This is a genomic window from Mesonia ostreae (assembly GCF_031845265.1).
Classification (GTDB): domain Bacteria; phylum Bacteroidota; class Bacteroidia; order Flavobacteriales; family Flavobacteriaceae; genus Mesonia; species Mesonia ostreae.
In genome coordinates this window covers 253,717-271,621 of sequence record NZ_JAVRBG010000003.1, presented here as the reverse complement: position 1 = coordinate 271,621, position 17,905 = coordinate 253,717, and the positions used below count along the sequence as shown (strand labels likewise).

The following is a 17,905-nucleotide window of genomic DNA, read 5'->3' as shown; positions in this document are numbered from 1 at the left end:
AATCTTACAAATACAAAATCCGAAGCTGTTTGTTTCGGATTTTTTTGTGGTTATTAACAAAAAATATAAGTTATGAACAGGAGAATTGTTCATAACATGTGAACTAAGCTAATCACAAAAAACAACGTTTTCATTAACAATTTTTTTACATTCGTACTATGGAGAAAGTAAAACAAAGTCGAGCATATTCTGCACCCAAAAGCAATATTATTCAGTTAGAGAAAGGAAAATTACCTCCTCAAGCAGTTGAATTAGAGGAAGTTGTGATTGGAGCAATGATGATTGACAAAAAAGGGGTAGATGAAGTGATCGACATCCTACATCCTGATGTTTTCTATAAAGATGCTCATAAATATATATATGAGGCTATCTTTTTACTCTTTGAACATAGCCAGCCAGTCGACTTATTAACGGTTTCTAGTCAATTAAAGAAGGACGGAAAGTTAGAAATGGTTGGTGGTGATTATTATTTGATTCAACTCACTCAAAAAGTATCTTCTTCGGCACATATTGAGTTTCACGCAAGGATTATTTTACAGAAATATATTCAGCGGAGCTTAATTAAAATTTCGAGTGAAATTATTGAAGATTCTTACGATGAAAGTACCGATGTTTTTGATTTATTGGATAAAGCAGAATCTAAACTCTATGAAGTAACCCAAGGAAATATTAAACGTTCTTCGGAAACTGCTGAGAGTTTGGTGATTCAAGCTAAAAAGCGAATAGAAGAGATTTCTAATAAGGAAGGTTTAAGTGGAATCCCTTCAGGATTTGATAAATTAGATCAACTAACTTCAGGATGGCAGCCTAGTGATTTAATTATTGTTGCTGCAAGACCAGGTATGGGAAAAACAGCTTTGACTTTATCTATGGCGAGAAATATTGCGGTAGGTCAAAATATTCCCGTGGCTTTCTTCTCTTGTGAGATGTCTTCGGTACAATTAATTACCCGTTTAATTTCTTCGGAAACTGGACTTTCTTCAGAAAAATTAAGAACAGGAAATCTAGAAACACACGAGTGGGAACAACTGAACGTAAAAGTAAAAGGTCTAGAGAAAGCCCCATTATTTATTGATGATACGCCATCGCTTTCCATTTTCGATTTACGAGCAAAAGCAAGACGTTTAGCTTCTCAACACGGGATTAAGCTTATCGTGATTGATTACTTGCAGTTGATGACGGCAGGAGGTTCGCAAAAAGGAGGAGGAAATAGGGAACAAGAAATTTCGACGATTTCGCGTAACCTAAAAGCTCTGGCAAAAGAATTGAATGTTCCCGTAATCGCACTTTCCCAGCTATCGCGTGCGGTAGAGACCAGAGGAGGGAGCAAACGTCCTTTACTTTCAGATTTGAGAGAATCTGGAGCGATTGAGCAAGATGCCGATATTGTATCGTTTATTTATAGACCAGAATATTACAAAATTGATGAGTGGGATGATGACGAACAATCACCAACAGATGGTCAGGCCGAATTTATAATTGCCAAGCACCGTAATGGTGGTTTAGATAGCATTCGTCTCAAATTTATTGGTAATCTTGGTAAGTTTGATAACTTAGATGATTTTGACTATCCTTCAGAGATACCTTCTAAAATGAATCAGGATGAGAACAAAGAAGGTTTTGATCCACAAAATTTCCCTTCCTTAGAAGATGCTTTTGGTTCTTCGTCACCAAAATTAGATCAGAGAGATGAAGATGATGTGCCTTTTTAAAAAGTATTTTTTTTAGTCTAATTTTCTAAATAATATACTTACTTTTAAGTATGAAGAAAATATTTTTATTCGTCTTTGTCACCTTGTTTTTTTCGATGGAATCTTTCGCATCCTATGTGTTAATTCCTATGGATGCTGAAACGCAGAAAAATCATCTAAAAGCCTACGGAATTACTTATTGGATTCTTGCCAAGCAACAGAAGGTAAAGTGGCTGCTTAATTATAGAGGAGGCTCTTTTTTAATGCCAGATACCGATGCTTTACGGAAAGAATGCCAGATACGTGGGGTTTCATTTGAGTTGTTGAGTGACGTTAAAGCGGAATCAATTTTAACTGAAATTGAAAGTCCGTCTAAAAATATGGACGCCGTCGTTTTAGAGAAAGCTCCTAAAATTGCCGTTTATTCTCCAAGTGGAAATGCTCCCTGGGATGATGCGGTAACAATGGTACTTACTTACGCTGAAATTCCTTATGAAACCATTTACGATACAGAAGTTTTAGAAGATGAGTTATTGCTATTCGATTGGCTGCACTTGCACCACGAAGATTTCACAGGTCAATATGGGAAGTTTTACAAACGTTATCGAGCGACTCCTTGGTATATAGAAGAAAAGAAAAATGCCGAAAATCTAGCGAAAGAATTAGGCTACCAAAAAGTATCTGAAGAAAAACTAGACGTTGCTTTAAAAATTAGAAATTATGTGGTTGGAGGCGGATTTATGTTTGCGATGTGTAGCGCTACCGATAGTTTTGACATCGCATTATCTGCTGAAGGCGTAGATATTTGTGAACCTATGTTTGATGGCGATGCCAGCGATCCTGGGTATCAAAGCAAAATAGATTTTTCTAAGACCTTTGCCTTTACAGATTTTATTTTGGAAAGAAGTCCAATGGTTTATGAGTTTTCGTCTATAGATATGACGACGAAGCGAAGAATTCCTAAAGAAATTGATTATTTTACGCTAATGAATTTTTCTGCTAAATGGGATCCGGTGCCTACAATGCTTTGTCAAAATCATACGTCTTTAGTGAAAGGATTTATGGGACAAACTACTTCTTTTGATAGGCAAACCATTAAAGCAAATGTGTTGGTGATGGGAGAAAATAAAGCGAACCAAGAAGCAAGGTACATCCACGGAATTAAAGGAAAAGGTTTCTTTACCTTTTATGGAGGGCACGATCCAGAAGATTATCAGCATAAAGTAGGAGATCCCAAAACAGAACTTTCGCTTCATCCTACTTCTCCCGGCTACCGACTTATATTAAATAATGTCTTATTTCCTGCAGCAAAAAAGAAGAAGCAGAAGACCTAGAGTTTTTTTAGTAATAACGCAGATCTATTTCTAAATAAATTGAATCGTAGGAAATAGTCTTTTAAATGTCAGGTCGAGCGGAGTCGAGACCTCACGACCTCTCAACTGCGCGTCAAATTTTTTTCTAATTTAATAAAGGTCGGTAATTTGAGACGTTGCTTATTGTAGATTTTGTTTTAAGTTTAGTTTCTATAATCTAAAAGCAGCAGAGGTCTATAATCTTACTCAGACTTCACGGGTATTTTATAGAATTCTTTATCTGGTAAGACTAGAATCTCTACGCGTCTATTTTTCTGCTTATTTCTTTCAGAATTATTTTCTACGATAGGTTCACGTTCTCCGTAAGATTCTGTTTTGTAGGTATATTCACCCTTTCCTTCTAGGATTTGATGCAGATAGGATTCTACCGCTTTAGCTCTATTCATTCCTAGGGTGTAGTTATAGGCGTCATCAGCATCGCTATCAGTGTGGCCAGAGATGATGATTTCGGCTTTGGGAATTTGAACTATAACGTCTTTAAATTCTTCTAGTTTCTCTAAGGCAGTTTGTTTTAAATCGTACTTATCGGTATCGAACAATAAATTGGCTTCCACATTAAGTTTTAAAACAGCTCCTACGGTTCCGATGGCGTCAATGTCAGCTCCGGCAGTAGGACCGCTACAGAAAGAAGCTAAATCAGTTATTCTTACATAATAATAAATCGCTTCCTCTTCTTTAGGAATGTTAGCACGGGCAATATCTATAGCAGATTTTCCTCCATCTACTCTCCCAATATTTATCCAGTTTTCATTATCACTAGAAATCTCCACTTTAAAAGATTCAATAGAAGGACCAATTTCAAAAAAATATAAATCGGGGCCATCAATGTCAATAAAACCATTGTCTTTAAAAACAGCAGTCATTTGTCCTAGGCAACCTAGGGAAACATAAGATTGATCCAAATACTTTTCATAGTCAGGTTCACCTACTGCAGCTAAAGGATCGCTATATTCGGGTAAGGCTTTAGGATTTCCTTCCTTAAAATCGATGACAGTATCTGCAAAAGATACATTCCCTAATGGAATAAACACTTCTGACTTATCTTTTAAGCGATAGTACTTTTTAAACTTAATTAAATGCACAGGAACTTGAGCACTAATGGTAAAGCTTAACAAAAAGATAGCAATGGAAAATAGAATAGATTTACACATATATAAAAATTATAGTAGTAAAATTAAACGCATATTACTTCAACAAATACAATACGTAGTAAGATAAAAAAACCCTCTCAAAAAGAGAGGGTTTTTAATATATGAGAGATAAATGGGTTGCAAATTTATTTTACTTTCTCAACTACAGCTTTAAAAGCCTCTGGGTGATTCATTGCTAAATCGGCTAAAACCTTACGGTTTAATTCGATTCCACTAGCTTTCGCTTTTCCCATAAATTGAGAATACGACATTCCATGCATACGAGCACCTGCATTAATACGGGTAATCCATAGTGTACGGAAGTTTCTTTTCTTTGCTTTACGGTCTCTATAAGCATATAACATTGCTTTGTCCACCGCGTTTTTTGCTACTGTCCAAACGTTTTTACGACGTCCAAAGTAACCTTTTGCTTGCTTCATCACCTTTTTTCTTCTGGCTCTTGAAGCTACTGAATTTACTGATCTTGGCATAATTTTATTGTTTTTGTAGTAGGCGATTCATAGTTACATGAATTCTTTGTAAAGCCTTACTCCAGGGTTATTAAATTGGTTTAACCAATTAAACTCACAATTACTTTAAGCGTAATTGAAGTTTAATGTTATCCTCATCTGCTTTATGTACTAAAGTAGTATGAGTTAATTTAAGCTTACGTTTTTTAGACTTCTTAGTTAAAATATGACTTTTAAACGCGTGCTTTCTTTTAATTTTTCCAGTACCTGTAAGCTTAAAACGCTTTTTAGCACTAGATTTGGTTTTCATTTTAGGCATAATATCCTTAGGTTTTATTTATCTCTCTATATAATCTTGACTTCTACTTTAGAAGTTATTTCACTTTTTTAGGAGCAATGAACATCGTCATACGCTTACCTTCTAATTTAGGCATTTGCTCTACTTTACCTACTTCTTCTAAATCTTGTGCTAAACGAAGTAAGAGAATCTCTCCTTGATCTTTAAAAACAATAGAACGTCCTTTAAAGAAAACATAGGCTTTCAGTTTTGCGCCATCCTCTAAGAATTTCTTCCCATGATTTTTCTTAAATTCATAATCGTGATCGTCTGTATTAGGACCAAAACGAATTTCTTTAATCACTACCTTAGAAGCTTTTGCCTTTAAACTCTTTTCTCTTTTCTTTTGTTCGTAAAGGAATTTCTTATAATCCATTGCTTTTGCAACGGGTGGTTTAGCATTTGGCGAAATTTCTACCAAATCTACACCTAATTCTTCAGCGATGTCTAATGCTTTCTTAATAGGATATACTCCCATTTCTACATTATCACCGACTAAACGAACTTCTTCTGCGCGAATTTTTCCGTTAATTCTATGCGGATCTTCCTTAATTTCTCTTAAAGGTTTTCTTGATCTTTTTCTACGTATTGCTATGGCTCTATAATTTTAAATTAAACTTCAAATGTTTTTAGGGTAGAAGCAATTTCCCCTTTTATAATTTCAGCAAATTTTTCTACGCTCATGGCGCCTAAATCTTCACCCCCATGTTTACGTACAGAAACTGTGCCGTCTTTTTCTTCTTGTTCTCCAACTATCAGCATAAATGGGAGTTTATCCATTTCGGCTTCCCGAATCTTCTTACCCATTGTTTCACTTCTGTCATCGATACGGGCGCGAATTTCGTTATTTTCTAGCAAATTTAAAACTTTTCGGGTATATTTTTCATATTTCTCACTCAAAGACAAGATGATAGCCTGCTCGGGCATCAACCAAAGTGGGAAATTTCCTCCCGTGTGTTCTAGTAAAATAGCGATAAAACGCTCCATACTTCCAAAAGGTGCTCGGTGAATCATCACAGGTCTGTGTAGCTCATTGTCACTACCTTTGTACGTAAGATCGAAACGTTCTGGTAAGTTATAATCTACCTGAATTGTTCCTAATTGCCAGCTTCTGCCTAAAGCATCCTTTACCATAAAGTCTAGTTTAGGACCATAAAATGCAGCTTCGCCAGTTTCTACCACGTAATTAAGTTCTTTTGCTTTAGTCGCATTAAGTATAGCTTTTTCTGCCTTTTCCCAGTTTTCATCAGATCCAATATATTTTTCTTTACTTTCTGGGTCTCTTAAAGAAACTTGAGCTGTAAAGTTTTCAAAACCTAACGAACCAAAAACGTATAGTACCAAATCGATTACTTTCTTGAATTCCTCATCTAATTGATCTGGAGTACAAAAAATATGCGCGTCATCTTGCGTAAAACCACGAACACGTGTTAAACCGTGTAATTCTCCACTTTGCTCATAACGATACACCGTACCAAATTCAGCAAAACGTTTGGGTAAATCTTTATACGACCAAGGTGATGCATTGTAAATCTCACAGTGGTGTGGACAGTTCATCGGTTTTAATAAAAACTCTTCGCCTTCGTGTGGCGTTTTAATAGGCTGAAAGCTGTCTTCTCCATATTTTGCATAGTGTCCCGAAGTTTCATAAAGTTCCTTCTGACCAATATGCGGAGTAACCACCATTTCGTAACCTGCTTTCCTTTGTGCTTTCTTTAAAAAATCTTCTAATCGTTCTCGTAAAGCAGCGCCTCTAGGAAGCCACAATGGCAGACCCTGACCTACTTTTTGAGAAAAAGTAAAAAGTTGTAATTCTTTTCCTAATTTCCTATGATCTCTTTTCTTGGCCTCTTCAAGAAGTTCTAAATATTCTTTTAATTCTTTTTGCTTCGGAAATGAAATCCCATAAACTCGAGTAAGTTGAGGGTTATTTTCATCACCTCGCCAATAGGCTCCGGCAACGCTCATCACTTTTACAGCCTTAATAATTCCTGTGTTGGGAATATGGCCTCCACGACATAAATCTGTAAAGGAATCGTGATCACAAAAAGTAATATCTCCGTCAGTTAAATTTTCTATCAATTCCACTTTAAAAGGGTTGTCTTCTTTTTTGTAGAAGGCTAGGGCGTCATTTTTAGAAACGTCACGCATAGAAAACTCATGTTTCCCACGAGAGATTTCGAGCATTTTATCTTCAATTTTCTTGAAGTCATTGTCAGATATTTTATCCTCGCCAAAATCTACATCATAATAGAAACCATTATCAATGGCAGGGCCAATCGTTAGTTTAGCGCCTGGATATAATTCTTGAATAGCTTGCGCCAAAACGTGGGCAGAACTGTGCCAAAAAGCTTTTTTGCCTTGGTCGTCTTTCCAAGTATATAAAATTAAAGAACCATCGTGGGTTAATGCGGTCTTGGTCTCTACGGTGGTGTCGTTAAAACTTGCAGAAATCACATTTCTGGCTAAACCTTCACTAATGCTTTTGGCTACTTCTAGAACGGTAGTGCCGCTCTCAAATTCTTTTATACTGCCATCTGGCAAAGTTATTTTAATCATATCAAAAATTTAATCTTGCAAAGATAAAGCTATCTGTGGTCTTTACAATACTCTAGGTTTTATTATTTTTTTATTTCTATGCTCTCTTTTGGTGCTATAAAAAAGTCTTCTTTTGCTATTATAAACTTAACATTAGAAATTTCACCACTTCCAATAGGGTCTCCATAAATCCCTTTTTCTTCACTCCAATTATAAAAGAACCACTCTTTGGCAAAAGCAACTCCATTTACACTAAAATAGTTATCATAAACAATAGCGTGTGGGTTTTCTTCCGCAGTAGCGGTATCTTTTCCAAAGGTAACAATATAAGCTGCAGCTTTCATAAGTTTGGTTTGCTTATCGGAATAGATGACATACCAATCGTCTGGAGCGTCTCCAATATTATCTCCGAAGGTAAGTTTTGCAGTTTCATATTGAGTTTCATTAAGTTCGTTTTCTTTTAGATCTTGCCAATTTGTACCACGATCTGTTAGTTTGAATGGTAAAGCAAAAAAGTAGGTCCAAGTAAACATATCAAACCTTGCTCCGTCATAATTATTTTCTTTAGGAAATAAAAATGCTTTTTCATTATCATACATTAAAATGGTACCATCTTCTTTTTCAATCCTAATTTTACTAGAATTGGTAAGCATAGTGATTTTCGCATTCATTCTTTGCTTACCCCCAAACTTTAAATTTAGCTTAAACTGGATCGCTTCTTGACTTTTGAAATTAGATGTTTGGTGAGCAGATTGAATATTTGCAGCAAACTGCTCTGCAGGTGATAATGTTTCTTTTTGTTCTATATCTTTTTGGGTAACCGTAGCTTTGTCATTTTCTTTTTTAGTTTTTTTTTCTTCTTGACAAGAAAAAATGGCAAAAGAAACCAAAACCAATAAAATATATTTTGTCATAGTAAATTAAAATTTTATTAAGTCGCTAAGGTAAAAAAATAAAAAACCGTTTCAAGAAGTGTGAAACGGTTTTTTATAATAAATGATCAACAAATAATTTACTTTATCATATCAAAACTTCGTTTAACAAAGCTTGTCAATTCTTCTCCTTTTAATAGGTTTTGAGAAAGTCTAGCTAAGTCTAAGGATTGCTTGATTAGTTTTCCTTGAGCTTCTTCATCGCTGCTTAAAATGGTAGAAATTAACGAGTGGTTGGTATTTACCACCAAGTTGTACATTTCTGGCATATTGCCCATTCCAAACATTCCGCCGCCGCCAGTTTGCTGCATTTCCTTCATTCTTCGCATAAACTCAGGCTGCGTGATGATTAATGGCGCTGCAGAACTATCCATCGCTTCTAATTGAACGGTGTACTTTTCTTTAGGAACCACTTTTTCAAAATCTGTTTTTAGTTTTTCTTTCTCTTCTTCAGAAAGTTTAGAGACTTCTTCCTCTTCTTTCTTAATAAGATTGTTGATGTGATCACTATCTACACGAACAAAAGAGATGTTTTCTTTAGAAGATTCTAATTTCTGAATCAAATGCGGAACAATAGGAGAGTCTAATAATAGAACCTCGTATCCTTTTGTTTTCGCTGCTTCAATATAGCTGTGCTGCTCATCTTTATTAGAAGCATAAAGAATCACCATTTTCCCGTCTTTGTCGGTTTGGTTATCTTTTATTTTCTCTTGAAGCTCATCATACGTAAAGTAATTTTCATCTACCGTTGGGTACAAGGCAAACTTATCTGCTTTATCAAAGAATTTATCTTCAGAAAGCATTCCGTACTCAATCACCACTTTAATGTCGTTCCATTTCTTCTCGAAATCTTCACGGTTTTCATTAAATAGAGACTTTAATTTATCGGCTACTTTACGCGTAATGTAGCTAGAGATTTTTTTCACCGCGCCATCGGCCTGCAAGTAAGAACGAGAGACGTTTAAGGGAATATCTGGAGAATCAATAACTCCGCGTAGCATCGTTAAAAACTCGGGTACAATTCCTTCTACATTATCGGTTACAAAAACCTGGTTTTGATACAACTGAATTTTATCTTGTTGCATCGTCATATTATTACTCAATTTTGGGAAGTATAAAATACCCGTTAAATTGAATGGATAATCTACATTTAAATGGATGTGGAAAAGTGGCTCCTCCATTTGCATTGGATAGAGCTCGCGATAGAAACCTTTATAATCTTCCTCTTCTAACTCTGTGGGTTGTTTCGTCCAAGCAGGGTCTGGATTGTTGATGATGTTATCTACCGTTACATTCTTTGCTTCTTCATCTTCGGGAGCATCTTCTGCTTTTGGAAGCTCTTTTTCTTTAGTTCCAAATTTAATAGGAACTGGCATAAACTTATTGTACTTGCTTAAAAGCTCTCCAATTTTGCTTTCTTCTAAAAACTCCTTTTCATCATCATTAATGTGAAGAATAACTTCAGATCCGCGCTCTTTTTTATCGGCTTCTTCAATGGTAAAATCGGTAGTTCCTTCGCAAATCCAATGCGCTGCAGGTTCGTCCTTATAAGATTTGGTAATGATTTCCACTTTATTGGCTACCATAAATGCCGAGTAGAATCCAAGTCCGAAGTGACCAATAATCCCGCTATCTTTAGCAGAGTCCTTATACTGTTCTAAGAACTCTTCTGCTCCAGAAAAAGCCACCTGATTAATGTACTTTTCAACTTCTTCTTTGGTCATCCCAATTCCTTGATCGATGATGTGAAGCTTCTGATTTTCTTTATCTATTTTTACTTCAATCGTAGGATTTCCGTATTCAACGTCTGTTTCTCCAATATTGGTTAGATGCTTTAGTTTTAAGGTAGCATCGGTTGCATTCGAAATTAATTCGCGCAAGAAGATTTCATGGTCACTGTAAAGAAACTTCTTAATTAAGGGAAAAATATTCTCTACCGAAACATTAATTTTTCCTGTTGCCATATCTATAGTTTTTTATTTAAAAATTGTTTTCTGTTTTCCCTAATGTCAAAAAAAATACCAATAGCATAAAAATGACAAACTGGCATAGTTTAAGGATTACCATAAATTTTTACTTCGGAAGATTTCTTATTTCGTAAGAATGAAGCTATGATGTCGTCTAAACGCATTAATAATTTAACAAACATTTGTTTAATGTTTTCAGGATAAACCTAAACAAAAACTTATCTTTGAGATAAATATTACAATTATGGAAAAGAAAAAATCGACTCCCAATAAAAAAACAGCCACCAAAAAGAAAGTTACGAAAATGACTGCTGATACATGGATTTCCAATTTTATGGAATATGTGTTGGAGGAGGAAGAGATTCCTAAATCTGTATATAAATTTGCAAAAGAAAACAAATCAACCGAAGAAGAATTTTATCAATCTTTCGGAAGTTTAGAAGCGATTCAAAAAGAAATTTGGAATCAATTTTACGTGAAAAGCATTCGCTTAATGCAAGCAAGCCCAGAGGTAGATTCGTTTAGTAGTAAAGAAAAGATGCTTACTTTCTTCTACACCTTCTTTGAAATGCTAACTGCAAATAGAAGTTACGTTCTGTTTATGTTGAATAGAAACGAAAGTACTTTAAAAAATCTAGAGCAGTTGAAAGGCTTGCGAAAGAATATAAAAGATTTTGCTAAAGGCTTGATCGCAGATGATAATGCTGAAAAGAATCTTAAAATACTTCAAAAGAATAAAACTGTATTTTCTGAAGGTGCGTGGTTGCAAACCATGTTTTTATTAAAATTTTGGATGGATGACAATTCTTCTCAATTTGAAAAAACAGATGTTGCGATAGAGAAATCTGTAAGTACCATTTTTGATGTATTTGATAATACACCTTTAGAAGGGATTTTAGATTTTGGAAAGTTTCTTTTTAAAGAAAGAATGGCTTAGGGATGATTCAACGTAATTAATATCTTATTAATAGGTAGTAGAAAAAAATAAACTTGTGAAATCAATAGACAAAATACCCGTAGGGAAACTCGGTAGAACTACCGAAATGGTGAAAACCGGTGTAAAAATTGGTGGTAACTATTTAAAATATTACAGTAAAAAGGCTTTTGATAAAGACTTAAATAGAGATCAATTGGACGAGGACAATGCAGGCGATATCTACGACGGACTCAAAAATCTTAAAGGTAGCGCGCTTAAAGTGGCTCAAATGCTTTCTATGGAAAAAAGTTTGCTGCCTAGTGCTTATGTAGAGAAATTTAGTTTAGCGCAGTTTAGCGTTCCACCGTTATCAGCGCCGTTAGTAAGAAAAACATTTAAAAAATACCAAGGAGGATATCCAGAAGATCTTTATGATACTTTCAATTCCAACTCCATAAATGCTGCGAGCATCGGCCAGGTGCACCAAGCGACAAAAGATGGGAAAAAACTTGCTGTGAAAATCCAATATCCTGGAGTTGCAGAAAGTATCAGTTCAGATTTGGCTATGGTAAAACCTATCGCTACTAGAATGTTTAACCTACAAGGAAGCGATTCTAATAAGTATTTTAAGGAAGTAGAAGGAAAACTCATCGAAGAAACCGATTATATTTTAGAGGTGGAGCAGAGTAAACATATTTCTTCGGAATGTTCGAAAATAGAAGGATTGCGTTTTCCTAAATATTATGAAGATCTCTCTAGCGAAAAAATCATCACAATGGATTGGATGGAGGGTCAGCATCTAAGTGAATTTACCAAGGGAGATTTTACCAAAGAAGAAGGAGATAAATTGGGACAAGCGCTTTGGGATTTTTATATGTATCAAATGCACGAGTTGAAGGCCGTACACGCAGATCCACACCCTGGGAACTTTTTAGTAGATAAGGAACGCAATTTAATCGCTATAGATTTTGGATGTATAAAGCAAGTACCCGAAGAATTTTATAAGCCTTATTTTCAATTGGCGGTACCAAGTAACATTAATAATAAGGAGTTCTTTTTAGAGAAATTGTATGAATTAGAAATTTTGAGAGAAGATGATTCTAAGAAAGAAATCGATTATTTCTCAACGCTGTTTTATGAAATGTTGAGCTTGTTTACGAGTCCGTTTCACGGCGATACTTTTGATTTCGCTAGCGAAGAATTTTGGAGCAAGATTTCCGCGTTGAGCGAAAAATATAGCAAAGATACAGAACTGCGTAAAATGAATGGAAATAGAGGAAGTAAACACTTTTTATATATCAATAGAACATTTTTTGGCTTATATAATTTACTTCACGATTTAGAAGCAGAAATAGATACCAAACAGTATAAAAAATACTGCGGAAGTTTAGAATAAGAAAAATACTCAGTTGTCAATATCAATAAAGTTTAATTTGAGAAATAGAGCATTTTTTCTTCAGTAGAAAATTTTCATTGTACATAAAAGATGACAGAAAGATATTTAACGTAACTAGTTTTTTAAACTAGTAGATTGGTTAGTTAGTAGAGCAGATCTCGTAAAAGGGATCTGCTTTTTTTATTATGCACGCATACATTATGGAGGCTTTAAACTCTTGATAAAACCCAATAATATGTATATTGCTTCCGCAGATAGAGCTTCAATGCTTATCTCTTCAACCTTAATTTAAAAGAAAAATATGTTATATCAATCTAAAATTGCGGGATTGGGAAGTTATGTTCCAGAGAATGTTGTTACTAATGAAGATCTTTCTAAAGTGATGGATACCAATGATGAGTGGATCCAAGAAAGAACGGGAATCAAAGAAAGAAGACACATTAAAGAAGGCGATGGCAACTCTACCGCAGTGATGGGAATGAAAGCGGCAAAAATTGCTATAGAACGTGCAAAAATTGATAAAGACGATGTAGATTTAATCGTATTTGCCACCTTAAGTCCAGATTATTATTTTCCAGGTTGTGGCGTACAGGTTCAAGAAATGTTAGGCATTCATACCTGTCCCACTTTAGATGTAAGAAACCAGTGTAGCGGTTTTATTTACGGACTTTCTGTAGCCGACCAATTTATTAAAACCGGAATGTATAAAAATGTGCTTCTTATAGGAAGCGAAAACCATAGCGGCGGATTGGATATGACGACTCGCGGAAGGTCAGTTTCTGTGATTTTTGGAGATGGAGCAGGAGCAGCCGTGTTGACTCGAAGTGATGATAAAGATCGTGGGATTCTTTCTACACACCTCCATTCTGAAGGGAAACATGCCTTAGAACTTTCTTTAAAAGGCCCAAGTACCATGCATTGGGTACCTGAACTTATTGAGGAAAACCCGCAAGAAGACATTCCGTATTATCCTTATATGAATGGGCAGTTTGTATTTAAAAATGCCGTACAGCGTTTTTCCGAAGTAATTATGGAAGGTTTGCAAAAAAACGAATTGGAAGTAAGCGATATCGATATGCTTATTCCGCATCAAGCGAACTTAAGAATTTCTCAATTTATACAGAAGAAATTTATACTAACCGACGATCAAGTGTACAATAACATTCAAAAGTATGGAAACACCACAGCGGCGTCTATTCCTATTGCGCTAACTGAAGCTTGGGAACAAGGGAAAATTAAAGAAGGAGACCATGTAGTTTTAGCCGCCTTTGGTAGCGGATTCACGTGGGGTAGTGCCATTATAAAGTGGTAAAAAGAGAAAACCCTTGATGCGGAAATCAAGGGTTTTTATAAGGAGTCTTGCCAGGTTCTTATTTTAAAGGCTAATTCAAATAAATTACCAACATACTTCTACTCTATAAGACGACGTATTTTTTAAAACGTTGCATCAAAAATTGTATTTAACATTTTGATAACGAGGAGTTCATTTAAAAATAATCCCGTTATTCTCACAACGGGATCATTTACTTTAATCAATACTTCACTAACCATAACTACCGTATTGATTAAATACTCAACCAAATAAAACAACTGTCTCTACCTTAATGACGAACGGAAATCTCCTGCGTTGCAAGCTATATTTATTTTAACAAGACTTTAGGATTTTTTACCACAAGAGAATTGCCCATACCTTGAATTTGAAGTGTTTTATTTTGTAATATTAAATTTCTTATGAGTTGGGCGTTCCCCTAGCGGGTCGGGCTTTACATTACAATCTTTTGGCTCGTTCCTCACCAAAAGGATTTCCACTGCAATCCCTAACGCAAAAACTAACCAAATACTATTTTTATAAAAAAATCAATTAGAAGCTCCAATCTAAAAAATCGAAGAATTAATGTTTTGGCTTATGAAGGCATGAGATAATACAATTACGTACGGAAGAGTTTTCTTTATAATTTGGCGAAAACCACCCCTTTTTTCACAAGTGAAAAATACGCCTTCTTTTTTAAGGGGGGGAGCTTTTAAGTATTATCTCCCACATACATTTATATAAAACTGTTAGAGTTCGTTAAATACCCGAATTTTATCATGTTTTTAAAGTAGATTTAGGGAAAAGAAAAACATATGAAAAACGAGAATTTAAAAACCTTAGTGATAGGCGCTTCTTTAAAAGAAAACCGTTATTCTAATATTGCTATTCATAGATTAACTTCAAACCATATAGAAACTCTAGCCATTGGATTGCGCACTGGAGAAGTAGAAGGCGTAACTATAGAAACCGAGCATAAAGATTTTAAAGATGTGCATACCGTTACATTATATCTTAATCCACAGCGGCAAGAAGATTATTACGATTACATCATCGGATTGAAACCACAACGTGTTATTTTTAATCCAGGAACAGAAAACCCCGAATTTTACGACAAGCTGAAAAAAGCAGGAATAGAAGTAGAAGTGGCGTGTACCTTGGTGTTACTTTCTACGAATCAATACTAGTCCTAAAAAGGTAATGGCGCCATTTACGATTAATAATTCATAATTAAAGTGGTATCCGCCAATATATTCTGGCGGAATGCTACCGAGCGCATAGGTGATGGCAACCGAGATTAACGAAACCAACCATACCCATTGATCCTTAATTTGAATTTTAGTAAAAATCCCGAAAGTGAATAAGCCTAATAAGGGTCCGTAAGTGTATGAAGCTGCTTTTAAAAGCAAATCGATGACACTGCTGTCTAATAAATATTTAAAAGCTACAATGACTAAGACCAAGAGCACGCTAATTCCCAAATGCACTTTTTTTCTCAATCCTTTTTGTGAAATCGCTTTCTTTTTTTTGATATCTAAAAAATCGACACAAAAACTGGTGGTGAGGGAAGTTAAAGCGCTATCGGCGCTAGAATAAGCGGCAGCAATTAAACCGAGGATAAAGATAATTCCTAGGCCTATTCCCATATTTCCGTTAAGGGCAATTTCGGGAAATAATAAATCTGTTTTTTCTTTTCCGTCAAGCATGGGGATGGCAATTCCGTTTTGTTCAGCATAAATAAAGAGTAAAGCTCCTAAGAATAGGAACACAATATTAACGGGAACAAACACAAAACTATAAGACAGCATATTTTTTTGAGCGTCTTTTAAACTCTTACAAGTTAAATTCTTTTGCATCATATCTTGATCTAAACCTGTCATACAAATGGTGATAAACATTCCGCCGAAGAAAGATTTCCAAAAGTAATTTTTAGCTAAAAAATCATTGGTGAAGAAGGTTTTGGTGTAGGGTTGTAAAGCTTCCGCAGAAAAGAAATCAGTAAAGCTCCAATTTAATTCTCCCGTAATAAAGTAAATCGCGACGCCAACCGAGCTCAGCATAAATAAGGTTTGCAGCGTGTCTGTCCATACAATAGTTTTAATTCCGCCTCGAGCGGTATAAATCCAAATCAAAGCGATAGAAATCACTACGGTAAGAATAAAAGGAACGCCCCAGCTTTCAAACACAAAGTATTGAAGCACTGTGGCCACCAAAAACAACCGAAACGAAGCGCCTAAAACTCTGGAGACAAAGAAGAAAAAAGCTCCAGTTTTATAACTTACATTCCCAAAACGTTCTTTTAAATACTCATAAATGGAGGTGACATTGAGTCGGTAATACAGCGGAAGTAAAACAAAAGTAATCACCAAATATCCCACCAAATAGCCCAATACGACTTGCATATAACTAAACTGAGAATCTTTTACCCAGCCGGGGACAGAGATAAAAGTGACGCCAGATAGTGAGGCGCCTACCATCCCAAAAGCAACCACATACCAAGGAGATTTGCCTTCGGCTTTAAAAAAAGCCTCGTTAGAATCCTCTTTTCCTGTAAAGTAGGAGATAAGCATTAAAACCCCAAAATAAGCGGCAATGAGAATTAGGATGTAAATGGGTTTCATAATTTAACTATAAAAGTTGAGCTGCAAACTTACTTATTTAATAATGATTTTCTTATATAGTATACTACGGGTGATAAAAGAAGTACTAAGAAGATTGGTGAAAAATAGTTGCTTAAACCTTCTTCGTAATTTAAAGCTACTTGAACGGTCATAATTACTAAATAAAGAATAGTAAAAGAAATTACTACGGCTAGACAAAGCGTGGTTCTTTTTGAATAAGTGAAAAGAATTTGTTTCTTTTTTCTAGTTATATTTTCGGGATAATTAAAAAGAGCGGGGTGACGAGTTAGTTGATATAAACCAAAAGCTAAGACATTTCCTATCATAGATAACAACCAGATATTATTCTTATTACCATAGCCATCGGGCTTACCTTTAAAATTGTAATGAATGGGTATGATTTCGGGAAGTAGAGAAAAATAATACGCAGGTATTAGAAATAATAAAAGACCGCTTAAAATTAGAATGAACAAAACAATCTTGTCAAAAAGATCAGGTTCTATTTTAATCCTTTGCGATTCCATAATTTAACTATAAAAGTTGGGCTGCAAACTTAAGGATTAATCGAATAGTTGAATATAATTATGCTATTTTTGTGCCTATGGATTTTTCATCAAAATTATTAGAAAAGGCAGTAGAGGAAATGGCGCAGCTTCCAGGAATCGGAAAACGTACCGCGCTTCGGTTGGTACTTCATTTATTGAAGCAGCCAGAAGAGCAAACTTTGCATCTTTCTAAAGCTTTAATCGACTTAAAAACCGAAGTTAATTTTTGTAAAAATTGTCACAATGTAAGCGATCAAGAGATTTGCGAGATTTGTGCGAGTTCTAACCGAGATAGAAGAACCGTTTGCGTGGTGGAAGACGTGAGAGATGTGATGGCAATAGAAAATACAAGCCAGTATAAAGGCGTTTACCACGTGCTGGGAGGAAAAATAAGTCCGATGGATGGCATTGGCCCTAGTCAGTTAAACATTGAATCGCTTTTACAAAAAGTACATGCCAAAGAGATTGGTGAGATTATTTTTGCCCTTTCGAGCACGATGGAAGGCGACACGACCAATTTTTATATTTATAGGCAAATAGAGGGCGAAGACGTCATCACCTCTACAATTGCTCGCGGAATTGGCGTAGGAGACGAGTTAGAATATGCCGATGAGGTCACTTTAGGAAGAAGTATTTTACATCGTATTCCGTTTGAAAATTCACTAAAAAACTCTTAAGCT

At 35.3% G+C, this 17,905-nt stretch carries 16 protein-coding genes; 7 read left to right on the top strand and 9 right to left on the bottom strand.

Translation table 11 applies throughout. The annotated features are described in order from the left end of the window. The first annotated feature begins 158 nt into the window (after positions 1 to 158). A complete protein-coding gene (dnaB, locus tag RLT85_RS04775) occupies positions 159 to 1,712 on the top strand; it encodes a replicative DNA helicase (RefSeq protein ID WP_311400888.1) in 1,554 nt (517 codons plus the stop codon). A gap of 50 nt (positions 1,713 to 1,762) precedes the next feature. Further along, entirely contained in the window at positions 1,763 to 3,025 is a 1,263-nt protein-coding gene (locus RLT85_RS04770; RefSeq protein WP_311400887.1) for an asparagine synthetase B, read from the top strand. Between the two features lie 221 nt (positions 3,026 to 3,246). On the opposite strand, the gene RLT85_RS04765 is transcribed toward RLT85_RS04770, so the two are convergent. The 7 genes from RLT85_RS04765 to htpG form a co-directional block, all read right to left on the bottom strand. Continuing rightward, positions 3,247 to 4,215 carry an OmpA family protein gene (locus RLT85_RS04765; RefSeq protein ID WP_311400886.1) on the bottom strand — a complete coding sequence of 323 codons (969 nt, stop codon included), beginning with the start codon at positions 4,213 to 4,215 and terminating at the stop codon, positions 3,247 to 3,249. Positions 4,216 to 4,340: 125 nt separating this feature from the next. Beyond that, positions 4,341 to 4,685, bottom strand: a complete 345-nt coding sequence (gene rplT, locus RLT85_RS04760; RefSeq protein WP_311400885.1) for a 50S ribosomal protein L20 — start codon at positions 4,683 to 4,685, stop codon at positions 4,341 to 4,343. Positions 4,686 to 4,785: 100 nt separating this feature from the next. Then, on the bottom strand, positions 4,786 to 4,983 hold the full coding sequence (gene rpmI / locus RLT85_RS04755) for a 50S ribosomal protein L35 (RefSeq protein ID WP_311400884.1): 198 nt from the start codon (positions 4,981 to 4,983) through the stop codon (positions 4,786 to 4,788). 55 nt (positions 4,984 to 5,038) lie between these two features. Beyond that, positions 5,039 to 5,554 (bottom strand): translation initiation factor IF-3, encoded by a 516-nt coding sequence (infC, locus tag RLT85_RS04750; RefSeq protein ID WP_311400934.1) that lies wholly within the window; start codon positions 5,552 to 5,554, stop codon positions 5,039 to 5,041. A 59-nt stretch (positions 5,555 to 5,613) separates the two neighbouring features. Continuing rightward, the gene (gene thrS, locus RLT85_RS04745; protein ID WP_311400883.1) at positions 5,614 to 7,560 is read right to left on the bottom strand and encodes a threonine--tRNA ligase; all 1,947 of its coding nucleotides are present in this window, start codon (positions 7,558 to 7,560) and stop codon (positions 5,614 to 5,616) included. 62 nt (positions 7,561 to 7,622) lie between these two features. Then, positions 7,623 to 8,453, bottom strand: coding sequence for a DUF6503 family protein (locus RLT85_RS04740; protein WP_311400882.1), 831 nt, complete (start codon positions 8,451 to 8,453; stop codon positions 7,623 to 7,625). A 98-nt stretch (positions 8,454 to 8,551) separates the two neighbouring features. After that, complete coding sequence (gene htpG, locus RLT85_RS04735; RefSeq protein ID WP_311400881.1) at positions 8,552 to 10,435, bottom strand: molecular chaperone HtpG; 1,884 nt, start codon at positions 10,433 to 10,435, stop codon at positions 8,552 to 8,554. A gap of 247 nt (positions 10,436 to 10,682) precedes the next feature. Here htpG and RLT85_RS04730 point away from each other — a divergent pair, with 247 nt between their 5' ends. From RLT85_RS04730 to RLT85_RS04715, 4 genes are all read left to right on the top strand, one after another. Beyond that, positions 10,683 to 11,375: a TetR family transcriptional regulator C-terminal domain-containing protein gene (locus RLT85_RS04730; protein ID WP_311400880.1), complete on the top strand. Its 693-nt coding sequence runs from the start codon at positions 10,683 to 10,685 to the stop codon at positions 11,373 to 11,375. A 55-nt stretch (positions 11,376 to 11,430) separates the two neighbouring features. Beyond that, positions 11,431 to 12,750 (top strand): ABC1 kinase family protein, encoded by a 1,320-nt coding sequence (locus tag RLT85_RS04725; RefSeq protein WP_311400879.1) that lies wholly within the window; start codon positions 11,431 to 11,433, stop codon positions 12,748 to 12,750. Positions 12,751 to 13,051: 301 nt separating this feature from the next. After that, on the top strand, positions 13,052 to 14,062 hold the full coding sequence (locus RLT85_RS04720; protein WP_311400878.1) for a 3-oxoacyl-ACP synthase III family protein: 1,011 nt from the start codon (positions 13,052 to 13,054) through the stop codon (positions 14,060 to 14,062). Between the two features lie 812 nt (positions 14,063 to 14,874). Continuing rightward, a complete protein-coding gene (locus RLT85_RS04715) occupies positions 14,875 to 15,246 on the top strand; it encodes a CoA-binding protein (RefSeq protein ID WP_311400877.1) in 372 nt (123 codons plus the stop codon). On the opposite strand, the gene RLT85_RS04710 is transcribed toward RLT85_RS04715, so the two are convergent. Continuing rightward, complete coding sequence (locus RLT85_RS04710; RefSeq protein ID WP_311400876.1) at positions 15,223 to 16,680, bottom strand: sodium:solute symporter; 1,458 nt, start codon at positions 16,678 to 16,680, stop codon at positions 15,223 to 15,225. The two genes, RLT85_RS04715 and RLT85_RS04710, sit on opposite strands and share 24 nt — an antisense overlap. 29 nt (positions 16,681 to 16,709) lie before the next feature. Beyond that, positions 16,710 to 17,204 (bottom strand): SdpI family protein, encoded by a 495-nt coding sequence (locus RLT85_RS04705; protein ID WP_311400875.1) that lies wholly within the window; start codon positions 17,202 to 17,204, stop codon positions 16,710 to 16,712. A 77-nt stretch (positions 17,205 to 17,281) separates the two neighbouring features. On the opposite strand from RLT85_RS04705, the gene recR reads away from it, so the two are divergent. Next, on the top strand, positions 17,282 to 17,902 hold the full coding sequence (gene recR, locus RLT85_RS04700) for a recombination mediator RecR (protein WP_311400874.1): 621 nt from the start codon (positions 17,282 to 17,284) through the stop codon (positions 17,900 to 17,902). The last annotated feature ends 3 nt before the right edge of the window (positions 17,903 to 17,905 follow it).